9 protein-coding genes and 1 riboswitch are annotated in these 17,495 nt (G+C 73.7%); of the genes, 6 read left to right on the forward strand and 3 right to left on the reverse strand.

The features are described from left to right. Positions 1–5 precede the first annotated feature (5 nt). Positions 6–569, forward strand: a complete 564-nt coding sequence (locus tag ABZ945_RS17100; protein WP_361269677.1) for a hypothetical protein — start codon at positions 6–8, stop codon at positions 567–569. After that, a complete protein-coding gene (locus tag ABZ945_RS17105; protein WP_361269679.1) occupies positions 566–1,219 on the forward strand; it encodes a DUF6875 domain-containing protein in 654 nt (217 codons plus the stop codon). Before ABZ945_RS17100 ends, ABZ945_RS17105 begins: the two co-directional genes overlap by 4 nt. Positions 1,220–1,290: 71 nt before the next feature. Here the strand turns inward: ABZ945_RS17105 and metE are convergent, their stop codons facing one another. After that, positions 1,291–3,609, reverse strand: a complete 2,319-nt coding sequence (gene metE, locus ABZ945_RS17110) for a 5-methyltetrahydropteroyltriglutamate--homocysteine S-methyltransferase (RefSeq protein ID WP_361269681.1) — start codon at positions 3,607–3,609, stop codon at positions 1,291–1,293. A gap of 187 nt (positions 3,610–3,796) precedes the next feature. Continuing rightward, positions 3,797–3,945: riboswitch (cobalamin riboswitch) on the reverse strand. 162 nt (positions 3,946–4,107) lie between these two features. Further along, positions 4,108–4,434 (reverse strand): nuclear transport factor 2 family protein, encoded by a 327-nt coding sequence (locus ABZ945_RS17115; protein WP_361269683.1) that lies wholly within the window; start codon positions 4,432–4,434, stop codon positions 4,108–4,110. 361 nt (positions 4,435–4,795) lie between these two features. Between ABZ945_RS17115 and ABZ945_RS17120 the strand changes: the two genes are divergently transcribed. Further along, on the forward strand, positions 4,796–8,083 hold the full coding sequence (locus ABZ945_RS17120; protein WP_361269685.1) for a BTAD domain-containing putative transcriptional regulator: 3,288 nt from the start codon (positions 4,796–4,798) through the stop codon (positions 8,081–8,083). A 27-nt stretch (positions 8,084–8,110) separates the two neighbouring features. On the opposite strand, the gene ABZ945_RS17125 is transcribed toward ABZ945_RS17120, so the two are convergent. Beyond that, positions 8,111–8,314 (reverse strand): hypothetical protein, encoded by a 204-nt coding sequence (locus ABZ945_RS17125; protein WP_361269688.1) that lies wholly within the window; start codon positions 8,312–8,314, stop codon positions 8,111–8,113. Between the two features lie 323 nt (positions 8,315–8,637). Between ABZ945_RS17125 and ABZ945_RS17130 the strand changes: the two genes are divergently transcribed. From ABZ945_RS17130 to ABZ945_RS17140, 3 genes are all read left to right on the forward strand, one after another. Beyond that, positions 8,638–10,014, forward strand: a complete 1,377-nt coding sequence (locus ABZ945_RS17130) for an AAA family ATPase (RefSeq protein ID WP_361269690.1) — start codon at positions 8,638–8,640, stop codon at positions 10,012–10,014. Positions 10,015–10,211: 197 nt separating this feature from the next. After that, a complete protein-coding gene (locus ABZ945_RS17135) occupies positions 10,212–16,673 on the forward strand; it encodes an amino acid adenylation domain-containing protein (RefSeq protein WP_361269692.1) in 6,462 nt (2,153 codons plus the stop codon). Next, positions 16,670–17,467 (forward strand): alpha/beta fold hydrolase, encoded by a 798-nt coding sequence (locus ABZ945_RS17140; RefSeq protein WP_361269695.1) that lies wholly within the window; start codon positions 16,670–16,672, stop codon positions 17,465–17,467. Before ABZ945_RS17135 ends, ABZ945_RS17140 begins: the two co-directional genes overlap by 4 nt. The last annotated feature ends 28 nt before the right edge of the window (positions 17,468–17,495 follow it).

Genomic DNA, 17,495 nt, shown 5'->3' on the forward strand with positions numbered 1-17,495 from the left:
CCGCGATGGACGACGCCGCGTTCCGGCAGCTGCTGCTGGACGAGGAGGACCTTGACGAGTCGTTCTTCGGCGAGGAACCGAGCGCCGCCTACGACCCGGTGTTCGTCTCCGGCGACGAGTCGGGGCGGACCCTGGTGGACCTCACCAACATGCTCACCCACGGCTCGCACCCCGACACCACCCACCATGCCTCCGCGCTGTTCACCAACATCGTCGGCTCGGTGGTGTTCCACCATGTCGCGCAGTTCGGCCAGGGGGCCTGCCGGGAGGTGTACGAGCAGTTCCACGACGCGGCGAGCCGCTGCGGGCACTACCGGATGGAACTCAACGACGGAGTCCAACTGGATATCACCCGGACGGCGTTGGAGCCGGTCGACCTGGGCGACGGGGGATTCGCGGTGCGCTGGGTGTCCACCGTCGACCACTTCCGGATCGAGACCGCCTGGGTGGTGGTGGCCAAGGACTCCGTGCTGACCTTCGTCAACGCCCGTATCCCCGACCCGGCCGAGGTGCACCGGCTCGCCGCCGTCGCGGTCGGCCGGGTCGCCGATCTGACGGGTGCGCCGTGAGCCCCACCGCGGTCGACGTCGACTACGCGTCCACCCTGGCGGCGGTCGACTCCTGGCTGACCGGCTATATCGCGCAGAGCCATCCGGAGATCGGCCGCACCGGCCCGATCTGCCCGTTCGTCACCCCCTCCCGGAAGAACCGGACCATGGAGGTCCGCATCCGGCTGGTGGGCCATGCGCCGACCCCCGAGCTGGTCGAGGAGATCGCCCGCAGCAGTCTGCGCGAGTACACGCTGACCAGCTGGCAGGGCCGCAACCCGATGCTCCAGGCCATGGTGGTGGTGCTGCCCGATCTGAGCCCCGAGGACACCCCGCTGCTCGACCGGGCCCAGGAGCGGGTGAAGGACGAGTATGTGGCGCAGGGCCTGATGATCGGCCAGTTCCATCCGGACTGCGAGGTCACGGCGGCCCGCAACCCCGCCTTCGCCGTCAGCCGCGCCCCGGTCCCGGTGCTCGCGATCCGCTCCATCGCCCTGCACGATGTCTTCTTCCTGGCCGAGCACCCGCACTGGTTCGCCAAGTACCGGGAGAAGTTCGGCAAGTTCTACGGGCCCGGTACCGCGCTGATGGACCCGCTGCTGATCGAGCGGTTCGAGGAGTGCGAGCGGGCGTACGGCTTCGCCACCGCCAAGGCGACCGACCCGCTCTGAGCGGACCGGGTGGCGGAGGCCGGGAGAGCCGCGGTACGGCTCTCCCGGTCCCGCCCCCACGATCGCGGGTGTCAGGAGCCGGCCAGCTCCTCGCGGACCGTACGGGCCGCCGCCACCAGGTTCTCCAGGGAGGCGCGCGTCTCCGGCCAGCCGCGGGTCTTCAGCCCGCAGTCCGGGTTGACCCAGAGCCGCTCGGCCGGGATCGCCTCCAGACCCGTACGGAGCAGGGCCGCCGCCTCCTCGGTGCTCGGCACCCGCGGGGAGTGGATGTCGTACACCCCGGGCCCGGCCTCGCGCGGATAGCCGTGCGCGGCCAGCTCCCGGGCCACCTGCATATGCGAGCGGGCGGCCTCCAGGCTGATCACATCGGCGTCCAGGTCGTCGATGGCCTGCACGATGTCGCCGAACTCGGCGTAGCACATATGGGTGTGGATCTGGGTGTCCGGCCGCACTCCGGCGGTGGTCAGCCGGAACGCCTCCGTCGCCCAGGCCAGGTAGGCCGCGTGGTCGGCAGCCCGCAGCGGCAGGGTCTCCCGCAGCGCCGGCTCGTCCACCTGGATCACCGAGGTGCCGGCGGCCTCCAGATCGGCGACCTCGTCGCGCAGGGCGAGCGCCACCTGCCGGGCGGTGTCCCCGAGCGGCTGGTCGTCGCGGACGAAGGACCAGGCCAGCATGGTGACCGGGCCGGTCAGCATGCCCTTGACCGGGCGGGCGGTGAGCGACTGGGCGTACGAGGTCCAGCGCACCGTCATCGGCTCGGGGCGGGAGATGTCACCGGCCAGGATCGGCGGCCGGACATAGCGGGTGCCGTACGACTGCACCCAGCCGTGCTGGGTCGCCAGATAGCCGGTCAGCTGCTCGGCGAAGTACTGCACCATGTCGTTGCGTTCGGGCTCGCCGTGCACCAGGACGTCCAGCCCGGCCTTCTCCTGGAAGGACAGCACCTCCTGGATCTCGGCCCTGATCCGCTCCTCGTAGCCGGCGGCGTCGATCCGCCCGGCCCGCAGGTCGGCGCGGGCCGTGCGCAGCTCATCGGTCTGCGGGAAGGAGCCGATGGTGGTGGTCGGCAGCTGCGGCAGACCGAGGTGGGCGCGCTGGGCGGCGGTCCGCTCGGCGTACGGCTGGGAGCGCCGCGCGTCGGCGTCGGTGACCGCGGCCGCCCGGGCCCGTACCGCCGGATCCCGGGTGATCGGGGAGCCGGCCCGGGAGGCGAGAGCGGCGCGGTTGGCGGCCAGTTCGCCCGCGATGGTGTCGGTGCCCTGGGCCAGGCCCTTGGCGAGAGTGGCGATCTCGGCGGTCTTCTGCCGGGCGAAGGCCAGCCAGCGCAGGATCTGCGGGTCGATGTCCCGCTCGGCCGCCGCGTCGATCGGCACATGGAGCAGCGAGCAGGAGGCGGAGACGTCCACCCGCTCGGCCAGGCCCAGCAGGGTGCCGAGGACGGCGAGGGACTTCTCCAGGTCGTTGACCCAGATGTTGCGGCCGTTGACCACACCGGCGACCAGCCGCTTGCCGGGCAGTCCGCCGACCGCGGCCAGGGCCTCCAGGTTGGCGGCGGCGGCCTCCGTGAAGTCCAGGGCCAGGCCCTCCACCGGCGCCTTGGCGAGCACCGGCAGCGCCGTGCCCAGGCGGTCGAAGTAGGAGGCGACCAGCAGCTGCGGGCGGTCGGTGAGGGCGCCGAGGTCGCGGTAGGCGCGCTCGGCCGCGTTCAGCTCGGCCGGGCTGCGGTCCTGCACCAGGGCGGGCTCGTCCAGCTGCACCCACTCGGCGCCCGCGGCCCGCAGATCGGCCAGCACCTCCGCGTACACCGGCAGCAGCCGGTCCAGCAGGGTGAGCGGGTCGAAGTCGGCGGCCACCCCGGGGGCGGGCTTGGCCAGCAGCAGATAGGTGACCGGGCCGACCAGCACCGGACGGGCGGTCAGCCCCAGCGTCAGCGCCTCCGTCAGCTCCGCGACCTGCTTGGTGGAGTCGGCGGTGAAGACGGTGTCCGGGCCCAGTTCGGGCACCAGATAGTGGTAGTTGGTGTCGAACCACTTGGTCATCTCCAGGGGCGCGACCTCCTGGGTGCCCCGGGCCATGGCGAAGTAGCCGTCCAGGGCGTCGGCGGCGACGGCCTCCCGGTGGCGGGCGGGCACGGCGCCGACCATCACCGTGGTGTCGAGCACCTGGTCGTAGTACGAGAAGTCGCCGGTGGGCACCTCGTGCACGCCGGCCTCGGCGAGCTGCCGCCAGTTCCCGGCGCGCAGCTCGGCGGCGGTGGCCCGGAGGGCGTCGGCGGTGACCCGGCCCTTCCAGTACCCCTCGATCGCCTTCTTGAGTTCACGGTTCCGCCCCTGGCGGGGGTAGCCGTACACGGTGGCCCGTGCTGCCGCGGCTGCGGACTTCGTGGTCACGGAGATCTCCTTCGCGAGATGGATCCCTGAGGTCCCGGAGACGGGGACGAGGACGGCGAAGGTTCGACCGACCGGGCGGGGACCGGTACGCGCGGCAAGCGCGGTCTTCCGCCTGGTATGGGGGCCGACCCTCCCTCGGGGTCACCGGGACAGCCGTACGCGGTCGTTTCGCGCACGGGCAACGGGCAGGTCTTCGGACTCGCGGGCCCGCCCTCCCCGAAGGAGGACACCTACTGGCCGTCGCTTCCCAGGCCCGGCGGGCCCAGTGCGTATGACGGCGGTCGTTCCCGCTCACCGCTGCGGGGCAGTCCCGGATTCCCACCGGGTTCCCTCTTACGACGCCTCCCGTCTGGCGGACGGGGCGAACCAGCTGCACCGGCCACCCTACGGGTCCGGTCGACCGTCCGTCCGACCGCGTCCACGATTCGGAAAGTGAGCTGGACCACTCCACCGGGTGGGTGAACCGGCTGACCAGGGGGAATCCCGCCCGGCCTGCTCCTATCGCCGTCCTGCGTGATAGCGGCGGCAGCCTCGCAGCATGCCCTCCGCCGACAGGGTGAACACATCCACGAACTCGCCCAGCCCCGGCACCAGTCGGCCCATCACCACCACGCAGTCACCCTCGGCGACGATCCGCTGGATATGGTGCCGCCCGCCGTACGGGGCGGGGTCCGGGACGGCGCCCGGCGCCCCCTCGTGCAGCAGCGAGCCGAGGCCGTCCAGATCGCCGCTGTCCAGGTAGTGGTACGCCAGTCGCACATGGTCGACACCGGAGTCCGTGACGACACGGCTGGGCGGCAGGGGCCCGGCTTGCCGGCTCTGCATGGGGCAGTCCTTTCCGTACGCCCCCCCGCCCGGCCAGGCGGAGGCACCTCCACGGTGCGCCGGAGCCGCAACCCCCCGCTATCCCCGCCCTATCCCCGGCGGCCGCGCTCGTGCGAGCAGGCCGAAACCGTTCACCATCACCGAATCCACACACCATGGACAAGTGCGGAATCCTCCGTGAAAATGAGCCAGCGCACGCTCACCGCTCCGCTGCTCGGCCGCACCGCTTCTCACCCCTGTTCCCGTGCGCCCCCGGCTGGGAGACTCATTGACTGGTTCGCCCGGCGGGGCATCCGAGACCGAGGACACCGTCGTCTTCCGTGTTCTCGGACCGTTACAGGTCATCGGGCCCGGCGGCCCCGTGCGCGTGCCGCCCGGGCGCCAGGAGGCCATCCTCGCGGCCCTGCTGCTGGAGGCGAACCGGGTCGTCAGCACCGACCACCTGGTGGACCTGATCTGGGACGACGACCCCCCGGACACCGCCCGCACCCAGGTGCAGATCTGCGTCTCCCGGCTGCGCAAGCTCCTCACCGCCGTACGGATCGACGCCGCCATCACCACCCGGCCGCCCGGCTATGTGCTGAAGACCGACGAGGACGCGGTGGACGCCGCCGTGTTCGGCCGCCGGGTCGCCGGCGCCCGGGCGTCGGAGCGCCGGGGAGCGGTCGCCGAAGCCGTCGAACTGCTGCGCTCGGCCGAGCAGTTGTGGCTCGGTGACTGCCTGGGCGGGATATCCGGCCACACCCTGCGCAGCAAGGCGCGCCAGCTGGACGAGGAGCGGCTGACCGCGACCGAGACCCGGATCGGGCTGGAACTCGACCTGGGACGCCACCACCATCTGGTCGGCGCCATCCAGCTCCTGGTGCACCAGCATCCGCTACGGGAGCGGCTGCGCGGCCAGTTGATGCTGGCCCTGTACCGCTCGGGCCGCCAGGCCGAGGCGCTGGAGGCCTACCGGGTGGGCCGCGAACTGCTGGTGGAGGAGCTGGGACTGGAGCCCGGCACCGAGCTGCGGCGGCTGGAGTCCGCGATCCTGGCCGGCGAGGTGCCGCCCCCGGCCGGGAGCGGGCCGGGCGCCACTGGTTCCGACGCTTCCATGGATGACGCCGGCGCTCCCGCCGCCCCCGGGCCCCCGGTGGGTGCCCCGGACCCCGTCGTCATCCCCGCGCCGCCGGACCGGCGCGGCGCCACCCACGAGCCACCGGCCCCCGCGGCCGACGACGTCCCGGACCCACCCGTCCGCGCCGACGAGCCGGGCCCGGGGACCACGGCGAGCCGCGAGGACCGATCGACCGGGGCCACCAGTCGAGGGGAAGCCTCCCGGCCCCTCGGTGAGCAGGACGTCGCCGGTCGGCCCATCGAGGGACCCACCGCCCGCACGGGCGCCGAAGCGCCGCCTCCGGCCACCACGCCCGAGGTGCCCCGGCAACTCCCTGCCGATACCGCGGACTTCGTCGGAGACGAGCAGCGCATCGAATCCATCGAGCAGATCCTGCTCGGCGCCGGGGAGCGCCGCGCCGTCGGGCTCGCCGTGATCGTCGGAAAGCCCGGCACCGGCAAGTCCACCCTCGCCACCCATATCGCCCACCGCCTGGCCGACGCCCGCTTCCCCGACGGCCAGCTCTACTGCGATCTGCGCGGCACCGGCACCCCCGCCACCGCCTCCGAGGTGCTCGGGCGCTTTCTGCGGGCCCTCGGCATCCCCGGCCCGGTGATCCCTGAATCGCTGGACGAGCGGGCCGAGATGTACCGCACCCTGCTCGCCGCCCGCCGGGTCCTGGTGGTCCTGGACGACGCCGCCTCGGAGAGCCAGGTCCGGCCGCTGCTGCCCGGCGGCAGCCGCTGCGCGGTGCTGGTCACCAGCCGGGTCCGGCTCACCGGACTGCCCGGCGCGCACCGCGTGGAGCTCGACGTCCTGGGCACCGGGCACGCCCTGGAACTGCTGGGCCGGGTCATCGGCGCCGACCGGGTGGAGCGTGAGGCGGTCGCCGCCGAGGCCCTGGTCGGCACCGTCGGCGGGCTGCCGCTGGCGCTGCGGATCGTGGCCGCCCGGCTGGCCGCCCGCCCGCACTGGACGCTCGCGTCGATGGTGCACCGGCTCGCCAACGAGCGGCATCGACTGGACGAGCTGACCCACGGCGAGATGACCATGCGGGCCAGCCTCTCGCTCACCCACGACGGGCTGCGTCCGGACGACCGGCGGCTGCTGCGCCTGCTCAGCCTGGCGCAGGGGCCCTCGCTGCCCGGCTGGCTGGCCGGGGCGCTGCTGGACGACGACCGGCCCTTCCCCTCCGACCTGCTGGAACCGCTGGTCGATGTGCAGATGCTGGATGTGGTGGGGGTGGAGTCCACCGGGGGCTTCCGCTACCGCTTCCACGAGATCATCCGGGTCTTCGCCCGTGAGCAGCTCGCCGCCCATGACGAGCCGGCCGTCCAGTCGGCGGCGCTGCGCCGGATGATGGGCGGCTGGATGGCGCTCGCCGAGGAGGCCCACCGGCGGGTCTACGGGGGCGACTTCACCGTGCTGCACGGCTCCGCCCCGCGCTGGACGCCACCCGCCGCCTACCGGGACGAGCTGCTGGTCCAGCCGCTGGAATGGCTGGACAGCGAGCACGCCAACCTGGTCCAGGCGGTCGAGCACGCCGCCGCCGAGCAGCTGGACGAGCTCTGCTGGGACCTGGCCACCACCCTGGTCACCCTGTTCGAGGTGCGCGGCTATCTGGACGACTGGGAGCGCACCCACCGGCTCGCCCTGGACGCCGCCCGCTCGGCGGGCAACCGGCGGGGCAGCGCCGCCGTGCTCAGCTCACTGGGCTCGCTCTATCTCACCCGCGGCCAGCACGAGGAGTCCAGGGCGGCGCTGACCACGGCGCTCGGGCAGTTCGAGGAGCTGGACGACCGGCAGGGCCTGGCCCTCTGCCACCGCGATCTCGCCCTGCTGAAACGTTTCCGCGGACAGGAGGACCGCGCGCTGGCACTGTACGAGCGGGCGCTGCGCGACTTCGACCTGGCGGGCGATGTGGTGGGCCGGGCCATCGTGCTCACCCAGAGCGCCCAGATCTGGATGGCCCGCGGACAGAGCGCGGCGGCGCAGAGCCGACTGGACGAGGCCCTGGGCATCTACCGCTCGGTCGGCTACGTCGGCGGCCAGGCCCGCACCCTGCGCCGGGCCGGCCAACTGCTCCAGCAGCAGGGCGAGCACGAGCGGGCGGTGCGCACCTTCACGGAGGTGCTGGAGCTGTGCCGGGACGGCGGCGATGTGATCGGCGAGGGCCATCTGCTGCGCGACCTGGGCAACGCCCACGCCGTGATGGGAGCGGGGGAGCAGGCCCGCGGCTGCTACGACCAGGCGCTGACGGTCCGCGAGCAGATCATGGACCACGGCGGGGCCGCGCTGGTGCGCCTGGACCTGGCGCGGCTGCTGACCCGCGACGGCGGGGCGGCGGAGCGATCACGGGCCCGGAAGCTGCTGCGGGGCGCGGTCCGGGCCTTCCGGGACCGGCGGATGGAGCCGGAACTCGCGGAGGCGGAGCGCCTGCTCGCCCAGGCCGGAGCCGGGACGGAGGCCGTGAGCGCGGAGCCTGTGGTGGTGGGCGCGGAGGGGGAGGGCGGCGCGGACGCGGCGGTGCCGGGACTCGCCGGCCGGTAGGCGGCGGGCTGCGCGGCCGCGCGGGGGTCAGTCCCAGGGGTTGTTGCCGTCGGTCGTGCCCGGGGCGGGGGTGGTGGTCCCCGGGGTGGGGGTGCCCGTCTGGCTGCTGCCGGTCCCGGTGCCGGTTCCCGGGGCGGCGTCGTCGGCGAGGGCGGCCGGGGCGCCGAACAGGGTGACTCCGGCGAGGGCGACGGTGACGACGGCGGCGCGCAGGGCGGGGGTGACGGCCATGTCGGGCTTCCTTCCGAGGAGTTCGGCGGGCCGCGCCCCGGAGGTCCGGAGCGCCGCGTTCTTCGTGGTCACCACAGTGCTGGCCGCCGGAATCGCCGCGCCGTTCCCGCCTCTATCCCCGCGCTATCACGGCCCGGACGCCCCCGGGCCGGAGGGGGATAGCGCGCGTCGGGAAGGGGGATAGCAGAGCCTGAGAGGCGTGATAGCGCGGGCCGGAGGGGCCCGGTGGGCGGGGCGGTCGGGGGATGCTCCGGCGATAGCCCGCTGCCGACGATGGGAGACGTACCGCACACCGCGTCCCCCCAACGTCGTCGGGAGCCCGTATGAACACGGCCGTCGCTGTCAGCTCGTCGTCCGAGACCCCCGAGGTGGGAGCCCTCATACGTGCCCACCGGCTACGGATCGGCATGACCCAGCGGCAGTTGGCGGACCTCTCCACGATCAGCGTCCGGGCCATCCGCGACCTGGAGCAGGGCCGGGCGAGACGGCCCCGCACGGACACCGTGCGGCTGATGGCCGAGGCGCTGCGGCTCGGGCCACGGGCCCGAGCCGTACTGGAGGAGGCCGGCCGCCGCAGCCGCGGCACCGGACTCGGACCGGCCCCGGCCGAGCTGCCGGCCCCGCCCACCGCGCTCCACCCGGCCCTCGGCCGGGACGCCGAAGTGGACCTCCTGGTAGAGGAGTTGTCATCCCCGAGAGCGGAACGCCTGGTCACGGTGGTGGGACTGACCGGAGTCGGCAAGACCCGACTCGCCCTGGAGGTCGCGGCGCGGCTGCACACGGCGGGGATGCCGGTGCTGTGGTGGGACTACCCGGGAGCGCCGCGCGAGCATCTGGCGACGGCACCGGAGCCGATACTCCGACGGCTCTCCGCACTCGCCGCCGGGCTCTACCCCGACCACCCCGACCACCCCGACCACCCCGGCCACCCGGAGGTCGCCGCACCCGCCGACGGATGCGCCCCGGCGGAGGACCTCGCGGCGCTCATCGGCGACGGCCCCGCCCTGCTGGTCCTCGACGGGGTGCCCGCCGCCCCCGGCCGCCTCGACCGGCTGGCCCGGCTGCTGCGCGACTGCCCCGGACTGCGTGTCCTGGCCACCGGTGAGGACCCCTGGGAGGTGCCCGGCGAGCGCGTCTTCCTGCTCGGCCCGCTGGAGGTGCCCGCAGCGACGGAGACCGGGGACCCCCAGCAGGCCGCGGTACGGATGTTCCTGCACCAGGTCCGCCGAGTGCGCCCCGAGTTCACCCCGGACCCCGCCGACCTGACCCGGGCCGCCGCCGTCTGCCGCGGCCTGGACGGCCACCCGGCCGCGCTGGCCGCCGCCGCGTCCTGGCTGGTGGTCTGCGACCTGGCCGCGCTGTGCGGCACCCTCGGCGCCGACCCCTCGGCCTTTCTGGACCACCTCGGCGGCCGGGGCTCGGGCCGGATCCGGGACGCCCTGAACGCCCGGCTCGACCGGCTGCCCGCCGGGCCGCGCGAGCTGCTGGACCTGCTCTGCGACCAGCCCGCGGAGTCCTTCGCCCTGGCCGACCTGCTGCCGCTGACCGGACGCGGCCTGCCGGACAGCGGCCGGCTGCTGCGCGAACTGCTGCTCAGCGGGGTCGTCCGGGCCGCCCACGAGGACGACGGCTCCCGCTTCCGGGTCCTGGGCATCGTCCGCGCGCACCGCCGGGCGCGGCGGGCCGCCACTGCCCGCTGAACTGCTGCCCGAGTGCCGCAGGCAACTGCCGCCCGCGCCCCCGCCCCCGGGCTTGGATGGCGACGCCGGCACGGTCCGCACCCGGCCGCACCACCCCCCCGGACAGCGCCCCGGCAGGGGTCCGGCAGGGGTCCGCCCCCCCCGGCCACCGCCCCCCGGCCACCCGACAGCCGCCCACCAGCAGGAGGAGCCCCCGCATGCCCCCGAACGCCTCCGCGCCCGGTCTCGCGTCGTCCGGCCCCGTGCCCTCCACGGTGACCGGCACCGATCCCGGCTCCGCGTCCGTGGCCCGGCGGCTGCCCCTGTCCGCGGCCCAGCGCGACATCTGGCTGGCCCACGGCCTCGACCCCTCCGGCCGCCGCTACGGCATCGGCGAGTACCGGGAGATCCAGGGCCCCCTGGACCCGGAGCTCTTCGCCCGCTGCTGGTACCAACTCGCCCGCGAGGCGGACGTCCTGCGCATCCGAGGCATCGGGACCGACGAACACGGGCCCTGGCAGCTGCTGCACCCCGCACCCGGTGACCGAGCCGTACGGCTGGTGGACCTGAGCGACGAGCCCGACCCGGCGGCGGCCGCGCGGAGCTGGATGGCCGAGGAGATGGCGCGCCCCTTCGACCTGGCCCAGGACTGGCTCACCCGGCATGTGCTGCTCAAGGCCGCCCCGGACCACTGGTTCTATCTGCACACCTTCCACCACCTCGCCGTCGACGGCATGGGCGTCGCCCTGCTGGACCGCCGGCTGGTCGAGCTGTACGACCAGGCGGCCGCCGGCGGGCCCTGGGGACCCAGCCCCTTCGGCACCCTGCCCGATCTGCTGGCCGAGGACGCCGCGTACCGCCACTCCCCGGCGGCCGACGAGGAGCGCGCCCACTGGCTCACCCACCTCGCCGGGCTGCCCGACACCCCGCGCCTGGCCGAGCGCCGTAGCGCCCTCGGCCAGGACAGCGCTCCGCCCTTCGTCCGGCGCACCGTGCTGCTGCCGCCCGCCGAGGCGGACCGGCTCCGCGACACCGCCCGTGCCCATCGCTCCACCTGGTCGATGCTGGTGATCACCCTGGTAGCCGCCTATCTGCACCGGATCAGCGGAAGCCGCGAACTGGTCCTCGGACTTCCGGTGACGGGCCGCACCACGGAGCTGGCACGCTCCACACCCGGCATGGCGTCCAACATCGTGCCCCTGCGGATCGCGGTACGCGGCGGCGAAAGCCTCGCCGAACTGCTGGCGGGCGTGGTGCGCGAGACCAAGCGGGCCCTGCGCCACCAGCGCACCCGCTACGAGGACCTCCGGCGCGAGCTGGGGCCCGCAGGGGGCGAGAACCGTATCGCCTCACCTCTGGTCAACATCATGGCCTTCACCCCCGGGATGAGCTTCTGCGGCCAGCCCACCGTCCAGCACAATCTGTCCAACGGCCCGGTGGACGACCTCGCCGTGGGCGTCTACGACCTCGGACCGGCCGGTGGCCTCCGCATCGACTTCGACGCCGCGCCGGACGTCTGCGACCTCGCCGCGGTCGCCGACCACCAGGACCGCTTCCGCCGCTTTGTGACCAGCGCCCTGGACGACACCCAAGCCGCTCTGCGCTCTGTCGAGTTGCTGGAGGCGGAGGAGCGGAACTGGGTGCTGGGGGAGTGGACCGGGCGGCGCACAGAATGCGAACTCGGTTCGCTGGTGGAGCGGTTCGAGCGGCAGGCGCGACGGGCACCGGATGCACCCGCGCTGATCGCGGGCGAAAGCGTCACCTTCTACGCGGAGTTGGACGCGAAGTCGAACCGGCTGGCCCGTCACCTGGTGGCCCGGGGCCTGGGCCCGGGCGATCTGGCGGGGGTGCTGCTGGACCGTGGGGTGGAGTTCGCCGTCGCGGTGCTGGCGGTCATCAAGTGCGGCGCGGGATACGCCCTGCTGGACCCGGACTTCCCCGACGAGCGGTTGGCGGCGACGGCCCGGGACGCGGCCGTACGGCTGCTGGTCACCGACACCTGCCACGGTGACCGACTGGCCGTTGGCCCCTCGATGACCGTACGTGTGGACGACGAGGCCGCCGCCATCGCCGCGTACCCCGACAACCCCCTCGGCGTACCGCTCACCCCGGAGCACCCCGCCTGTGTGATGTTCACGTCCGGTTCGACCGGGCGGCCCAAGGGGATCCTGTCCTCCCACCGCAACCTGGTGTCCACCCTCACCGCCCAGTCCTACGCTTCCTTCGGCCCCGGTGAGGTGTTCCTTCAATGCTCGCCGGTGTCCTGGGACGCGTTCAGCCTGGAGTTCTGGGGTGCGCTGCTGCACGGCGGGGCGACCGTCCTCCAGCCGGGTCAGCGCCCGGATCCAGCGCTGGTGGCGGAGTTGGCGCGGACGCATGGGGTGACCATGCTCCAGGTCTCCTCCAGCCTCTTCAACTATCTGACCGATGAGCACCCGGAGGCGTTCGCCTCCGTCCGGACCGTCTTCACCGGTGGCGAGCCCGCCTCCCCGACCCATGTGCACACCCTTCAGCGGCTCCATCCCCACCTCACTGTGGCCAACGGCTACGGCCCGGCCGAGTCCATGGGCTTCACCACCACCTACACCGTCCCGCGCTCCACCCAGGTGCCCACCACCCTCCCCATTGGCTCCCCGCTGACCAACAAGCAGACCTATGTCCTCGACGCCGGACTGCGACCGGTGCCGCCAGGGGTGACGGGCGAGCTGTATCTGAGCGGCGACGGCCTGGCGTACGGCTATCTGGGGCAGCCCGCCACCACCGCGACCCGCTTCGTCCCGCACCCCTTCGGCCCGCCTGGCGCTCGGCTGTACCGCACCGGCGACCTGGCCCACTGGGACCGTGAGGGCCGGCTGCACTACACCGGGCGCTCTGACAACCAGGTCAAGGTGCGCGGCTTCCGGGTCGAGCCCACCGAGATCGAGACCGTCCTCACCACCCATCCGGCCGTCATCCAAGCCACGGTAGGGGTGTACGGCGACCGGCTGGCCGCCCATATCGTCCTCGCCCCGGCCGCCGCCATGACCGCGCCACCGGAGATACGCGCCTGGCTGGCCGAGCGGCTGCCCGAGCACCTGGTCCCGGCCCACCTGATGGTGCTGGACCGGCTGCCGCTCACCCCCAACGGCAAGATCGACCGGCGCGCCCTGCCGCCGATCGAAGCCCCACGGGCCGCCGCCGGCCGGGCCCCGCGCACCGAGCTGGAGGAGATCGTCCGCACCCTGGTGAGCGAGGTACTGGAGGCGCCCACCCCGCTCAGCATCGATGACGACTTCTTCCAGCACGGCGGACACTCCCTGCGCGCCGCCCGGCTGACCAACCGCATCGCCGCCACCCTCGGCACCTCGCTCACCCTCCGGGACGTCTTCGCCCACCCCACGCCCGCCGCCCTCGCCGCACACCTCGCCACCGTGGACGACCGACGCCCCGCACTGCCCCCGCTCGTCCCCACCGGCGGCCGGACCGGGCCGCCGCCCCCGCTCTCCGCCGCCCAGGCCCGGCTGTGGCTGGTGGCCGGGCTGGAGGGCACCGGCGGCACCGCGTACAACGTGCCGCTGGCCGTCACTCTCGACGGCGAGCTGGACATCGATGCGCTACGCGCCGCCTTCACTGACCTCACCGACCGGCACGCCCCGCTGCGGACCAGGATCGGCACCGGACCGGACGGCGAGCCCTACCAGCTGATCGACCCGCCCGCCCTCCGCTTCGAGCACCGGCATACGTCCACCGACGAGCTGGATGAGGCGCTGCGCACCGCCGCAAGCCACCCCTTCGACCTGACCGCCGAACACCCCCTGCGGATCACCCTGTTCCAGACCGCCCCCCAGTCCTCCACCCTGCTGATCCTGCTCCACCACATCGCCACCGACGGCCGCTCGCTGACACCGCTGCTCGCCGATCTGTCCTGCGCCTACACCGCCCGCCGCTCCGGCCGCGCACCCGACTGGGCCGCCCTCCCGATCACCTATGCCGACTACGCCCGCTGGCAGCACACCACCCCCGCAGGCCCCGACCAACTTGCCTATTGGCGTACCGCACTCGCCGACCTGCCCGAGGAACTGGGTCTCGTCCCGGACCGGCCGCGCCCACCGGTGGCGGGACACCGGGGCGGGGCCGTGGAGTTGGACTTCGGGCCCGAGCTGTACCAGCGGGTCACCGCGCTGGCACGGGCCGAGCGCTGCACCCCGTTCATGGTGCTCCAAGCGGCGCTGGCGGCCACCCTCACCCGGCTCGGCGCGGGCACGGACATCCCCCTCGGCTCCCCGGTGGCCGGCCGGCCGGACGAGACCCTGGACGGGCTGGTCGGGTTCTTCGTCAACACCCTGGTACTCCGCACCGACACCTCGGCCGACCCCGCCTTCCGCACCCTGCTGAAGCGTGTACGCACCGCCGACCTCGATGCCTTCGCTCACCAGGACATCCCCTTCGACCGGGTGCTGGAGGCCGTCAACCCGGTCCGCTCACTCGCCAGACACCCGCTGTTCCAGGTGTGCCTGGCCTTGGAGAGCGGACCGGCCGACCGGCCTGAACTGTCCGGGGTACGGGTCGGCGCCGTCGAACCGGTGGCCACCGGGGCGGTCAAGTTCGACCTGGAGTTCCTGCTCAGCGCCGACCAGGACCGTGGCCTCACCGGCCATCTGCTCTACAGCGCGGACCTCTACGAGCGGCACACCGCCGAACGGCTGGCCACCGCCCTGCGCCGCACCCTGGAACAGGCCGCCGCCGCGCCCGAAACCCGGATCTCCGCACTGGAGTTGCTGGACGCGGGGGAGCGGCGCCGGGTACTGGGGGAGTGGGCCGGGCGCCGGGCGGAGATCGGGACCGGTTCGCTGGTGGAGCGGTTCGAGCGGCAGGCGCGGTTCGCACCCGACGCGCCCGCGCTGATCAGCGGGCAGGAGACCGTCTCGTACGAGGAGTTGGACGCGCGGTCGAACCGGCTGGCCCGCCATCTGGTGGCCCGGGGGCCGGGTCCGGGCGATCTCGCGGGGGTGCTGCTGGACCGTGGGGTGGAGTTCGCCGTCGCTTTGCTGGCGGTCATCAAGTCCGGTGCGGGTTATGCCCTGCTGGACCCGGACTTCCCCGACGAGCGGTTGTCGGCGACGGTCCGGGACGCGGCGGTACGGCTGGTGGTCACCGATGCCCGCCACGGGGACCGACTGCCCGGTGGCCCCGGGGCGGCGACCGTGCGCGTGGACGACGAGGCCGCCACCATCGCCGCGTACCCGAGCACCGCTCTCCCCGTCCGTCCCCGCCTTGACGACCCCGCCTGTGTGATGTTCACGTCCGGTTCGACCGGGCGGCCCAAGGGGATCCTGTCCTCCCACCGCAATCTGGTCTCCACCGTCACTGCTCAGACCTACGCCCCCTTCGGCCCGACCGAGGTGTTCCTGCAGTGCTCGCCAGTGTCCTGGGACGCGTTCAGCCTGGAGTTCTGGGGCGCGCTGCTGCACGGCGGGGCGACCGTCCTCCAGCCGAGGCAACGCCCGGAACCAGCCCTGGTGGCCGAGTTGGCGCGGGCGCATGAGGTGACCATGCTCCAGGTCTCCTCCAGCCTCTTCAACTATCTGACCGACGAGCACCCGGAAGCGTTCGCCTCCGTCCGGACCGTCTTCACCGGTGGTGAGCCCGCCTCTCCGACCCATGTGCACACCCTCCAACGGCTCCACCCCCACCTCACCGTGGCCAACGGCTACGGCCCCGCCGAGTCCATGGGCTTCACCACCACCTACACCGTCCCGCGCTCCACCCAGGTGCCCACCACCCTCCCCATCGGCTCCCCGCTGACCAACAAGCACGCCTATCTGCTGGACGACCGGCTGCGGCCGGTGCCACCGGGGGTGACGGGCGAGCTGTATCTGAGCGGCGACGGCCTGGCGTACGGCTATCTGGGGCAGCCCGGCACCACCGCCACCCGCTTCGTCCCGCACCCCTACGACCCTTCCGGCGCCCGGCTCTATCGCACCGGTGATCTCGCCCACTGGGACCACCAAGGCCGGCTGCACTACACCGGGCGCTCCGACGGCCAGGTCAAGGTGCGCGGCTTCCGGGTCGAACCCACCGAGATCGAGACCGCCCTCACCACCCATCCGGCCGTCATCCAGGCCACCGTCGGCCTCCACGGCGACCGGCTGGCCGCCCATATCGTCCTCGCCCCGGCCGCCGCCACGACCCTCCCGGCGGAGATACGCGGCTGGCTGGCCGAGCGGCTGCCCGAGCATCTGGTCCCGGCCTACTTGATGGTGCTGGACCGGCTGCCGCTCACCGCCAACGGCAAGATCGACCGGCGCGCCCTGCCCGCCCCCGTACCGACTGCGTCTCCCGCTGCCCGCCGGCCGCGTACCCCGCTGGAAGAGACCGTGTGCGCGCACTTCACCACCGTCCTCGGCACGCCCGCGCCGCTCACCCTGGATGACGACTTCTTCGAGCACGGCGGGCACTCGCTGCTCGCCGCCCGGCTGGCGAACCGGCTGGCCCCGGCCGTGGGCGCCGCGCTCACGCTGCGGGATGTCTTCCGGCACCCCACACCCGCCGCGCTCGCCCAACTCCTCGACGGCCGGCTCCGCTCGGCCACCGCGAAGCCGCGACGGGTCAGGCCCGCCCTGCGCCGCCGCGCCGCTCCCGAGGCCGCTCCGCCGTCCTCCCCGCCCGCGCAGCCCGAACACGAACGGATCCCCTCATGAATTCCCTTACCGCCACACCCCCTTCCGCCGACCCCGAGGACATCGTCTGGGACCTCCCCGGCCAGGGCCCGCAGCGCACCTCGCTGCTGGTGCTGCCGCACGCGGGCGGCAACGCCCATGCCTACGCCGAGTGGCGCGGGCAACTGCCGGACGACGTACGGCTGCTGGTGGGCCAGTACCCCGGCCGGGGCGCCCGGTTCGCCGAGGACCTGCCCCGGGACATCGCCGATCTGGCCGGCCCGGTCGCCGCCGCCCTGCCCGCCGGGGTGCTGGACGACCTGGTGGTGCTCGGCCACAGCATGGGCTCGCTGGTCGCCTTCGAGGTGGTACGCCTGCTCCAGGCGGCCGGCCGTACCCCGCGCGCCCTGGTCGCCTCCGCCTGCCGGGCGCCGTTCCTGCCCAACCCCAGCGCCGTGTACCCGGAGCGGCTGGACGACGACCAGCTGGTCGCGGCCATCAAGGAGCGCGGCGGGACCGATGACGGCATCCTGGACGAGCCCGAGCTGCGGGAGATCATCATCCCGTCCATCCGGGCCGACTTCGCCATCGACGACGTCTACCGCTGCCCGGTCGCGGCCGCCCGGGTGGACTGCCCGGTCACCGTGATCGGTGGCGCCGCCGACCCGGTGGTGCCGGTGGACGCCCTCGCCCGCTGGGCCGAGATCACCGAGCACGGCTTCGCCCGCCATGTACTGCCCGGGGGCCACTTCTACTTCCAGCAGCGGCTGGCCGAGTTCTTCGCCCTGCTGCGGCCCGTCCTGGGCGCAGCCCGCCAGCCCGCCGCCTCCGCCTGACCTTCCCCGTACACCCCCCGTTCTTCCC

The organism is Streptomyces sp. NPDC046887 (genome assembly GCF_040644755.1).
Classification (GTDB): domain Bacteria; phylum Actinomycetota; class Actinomycetes; order Streptomycetales; family Streptomycetaceae; genus Streptomyces; species Streptomyces lichenis.

Coding starts and splice junctions, on each gene's coding strand:
- ABZ945_RS17100 (WP_361269677.1), top strand. CDS start 6: ATGGACGACGCCGCGTTCCGGCAGCTGCTGCTGGACGAGGAGGACCTT.
- ABZ945_RS17115 (WP_361269683.1), bottom strand. CDS start 4,434: ATGCAGAGCCGGCAAGCCGGGCCCCTGCCGCCCAGCCGTGTCGTCACG.
- ABZ945_RS17125 (WP_361269688.1), bottom strand. CDS start 8,314: ATGGCCGTCACCCCCGCCCTGCGCGCCGCCGTCGTCACCGTCGCCCTC.
- ABZ945_RS17130 (WP_361269690.1), top strand. CDS start 8,638: ATGAACACGGCCGTCGCTGTCAGCTCGTCGTCCGAGACCCCCGAGGTG.
- ABZ945_RS17135 (WP_361269692.1), top strand. CDS start 10,212: ATGCCCCCGAACGCCTCCGCGCCCGGTCTCGCGTCGTCCGGCCCCGTG.
- ABZ945_RS17140 (WP_361269695.1), top strand. CDS start 16,670: ATGAATTCCCTTACCGCCACACCCCCTTCCGCCGACCCCGAGGACATC.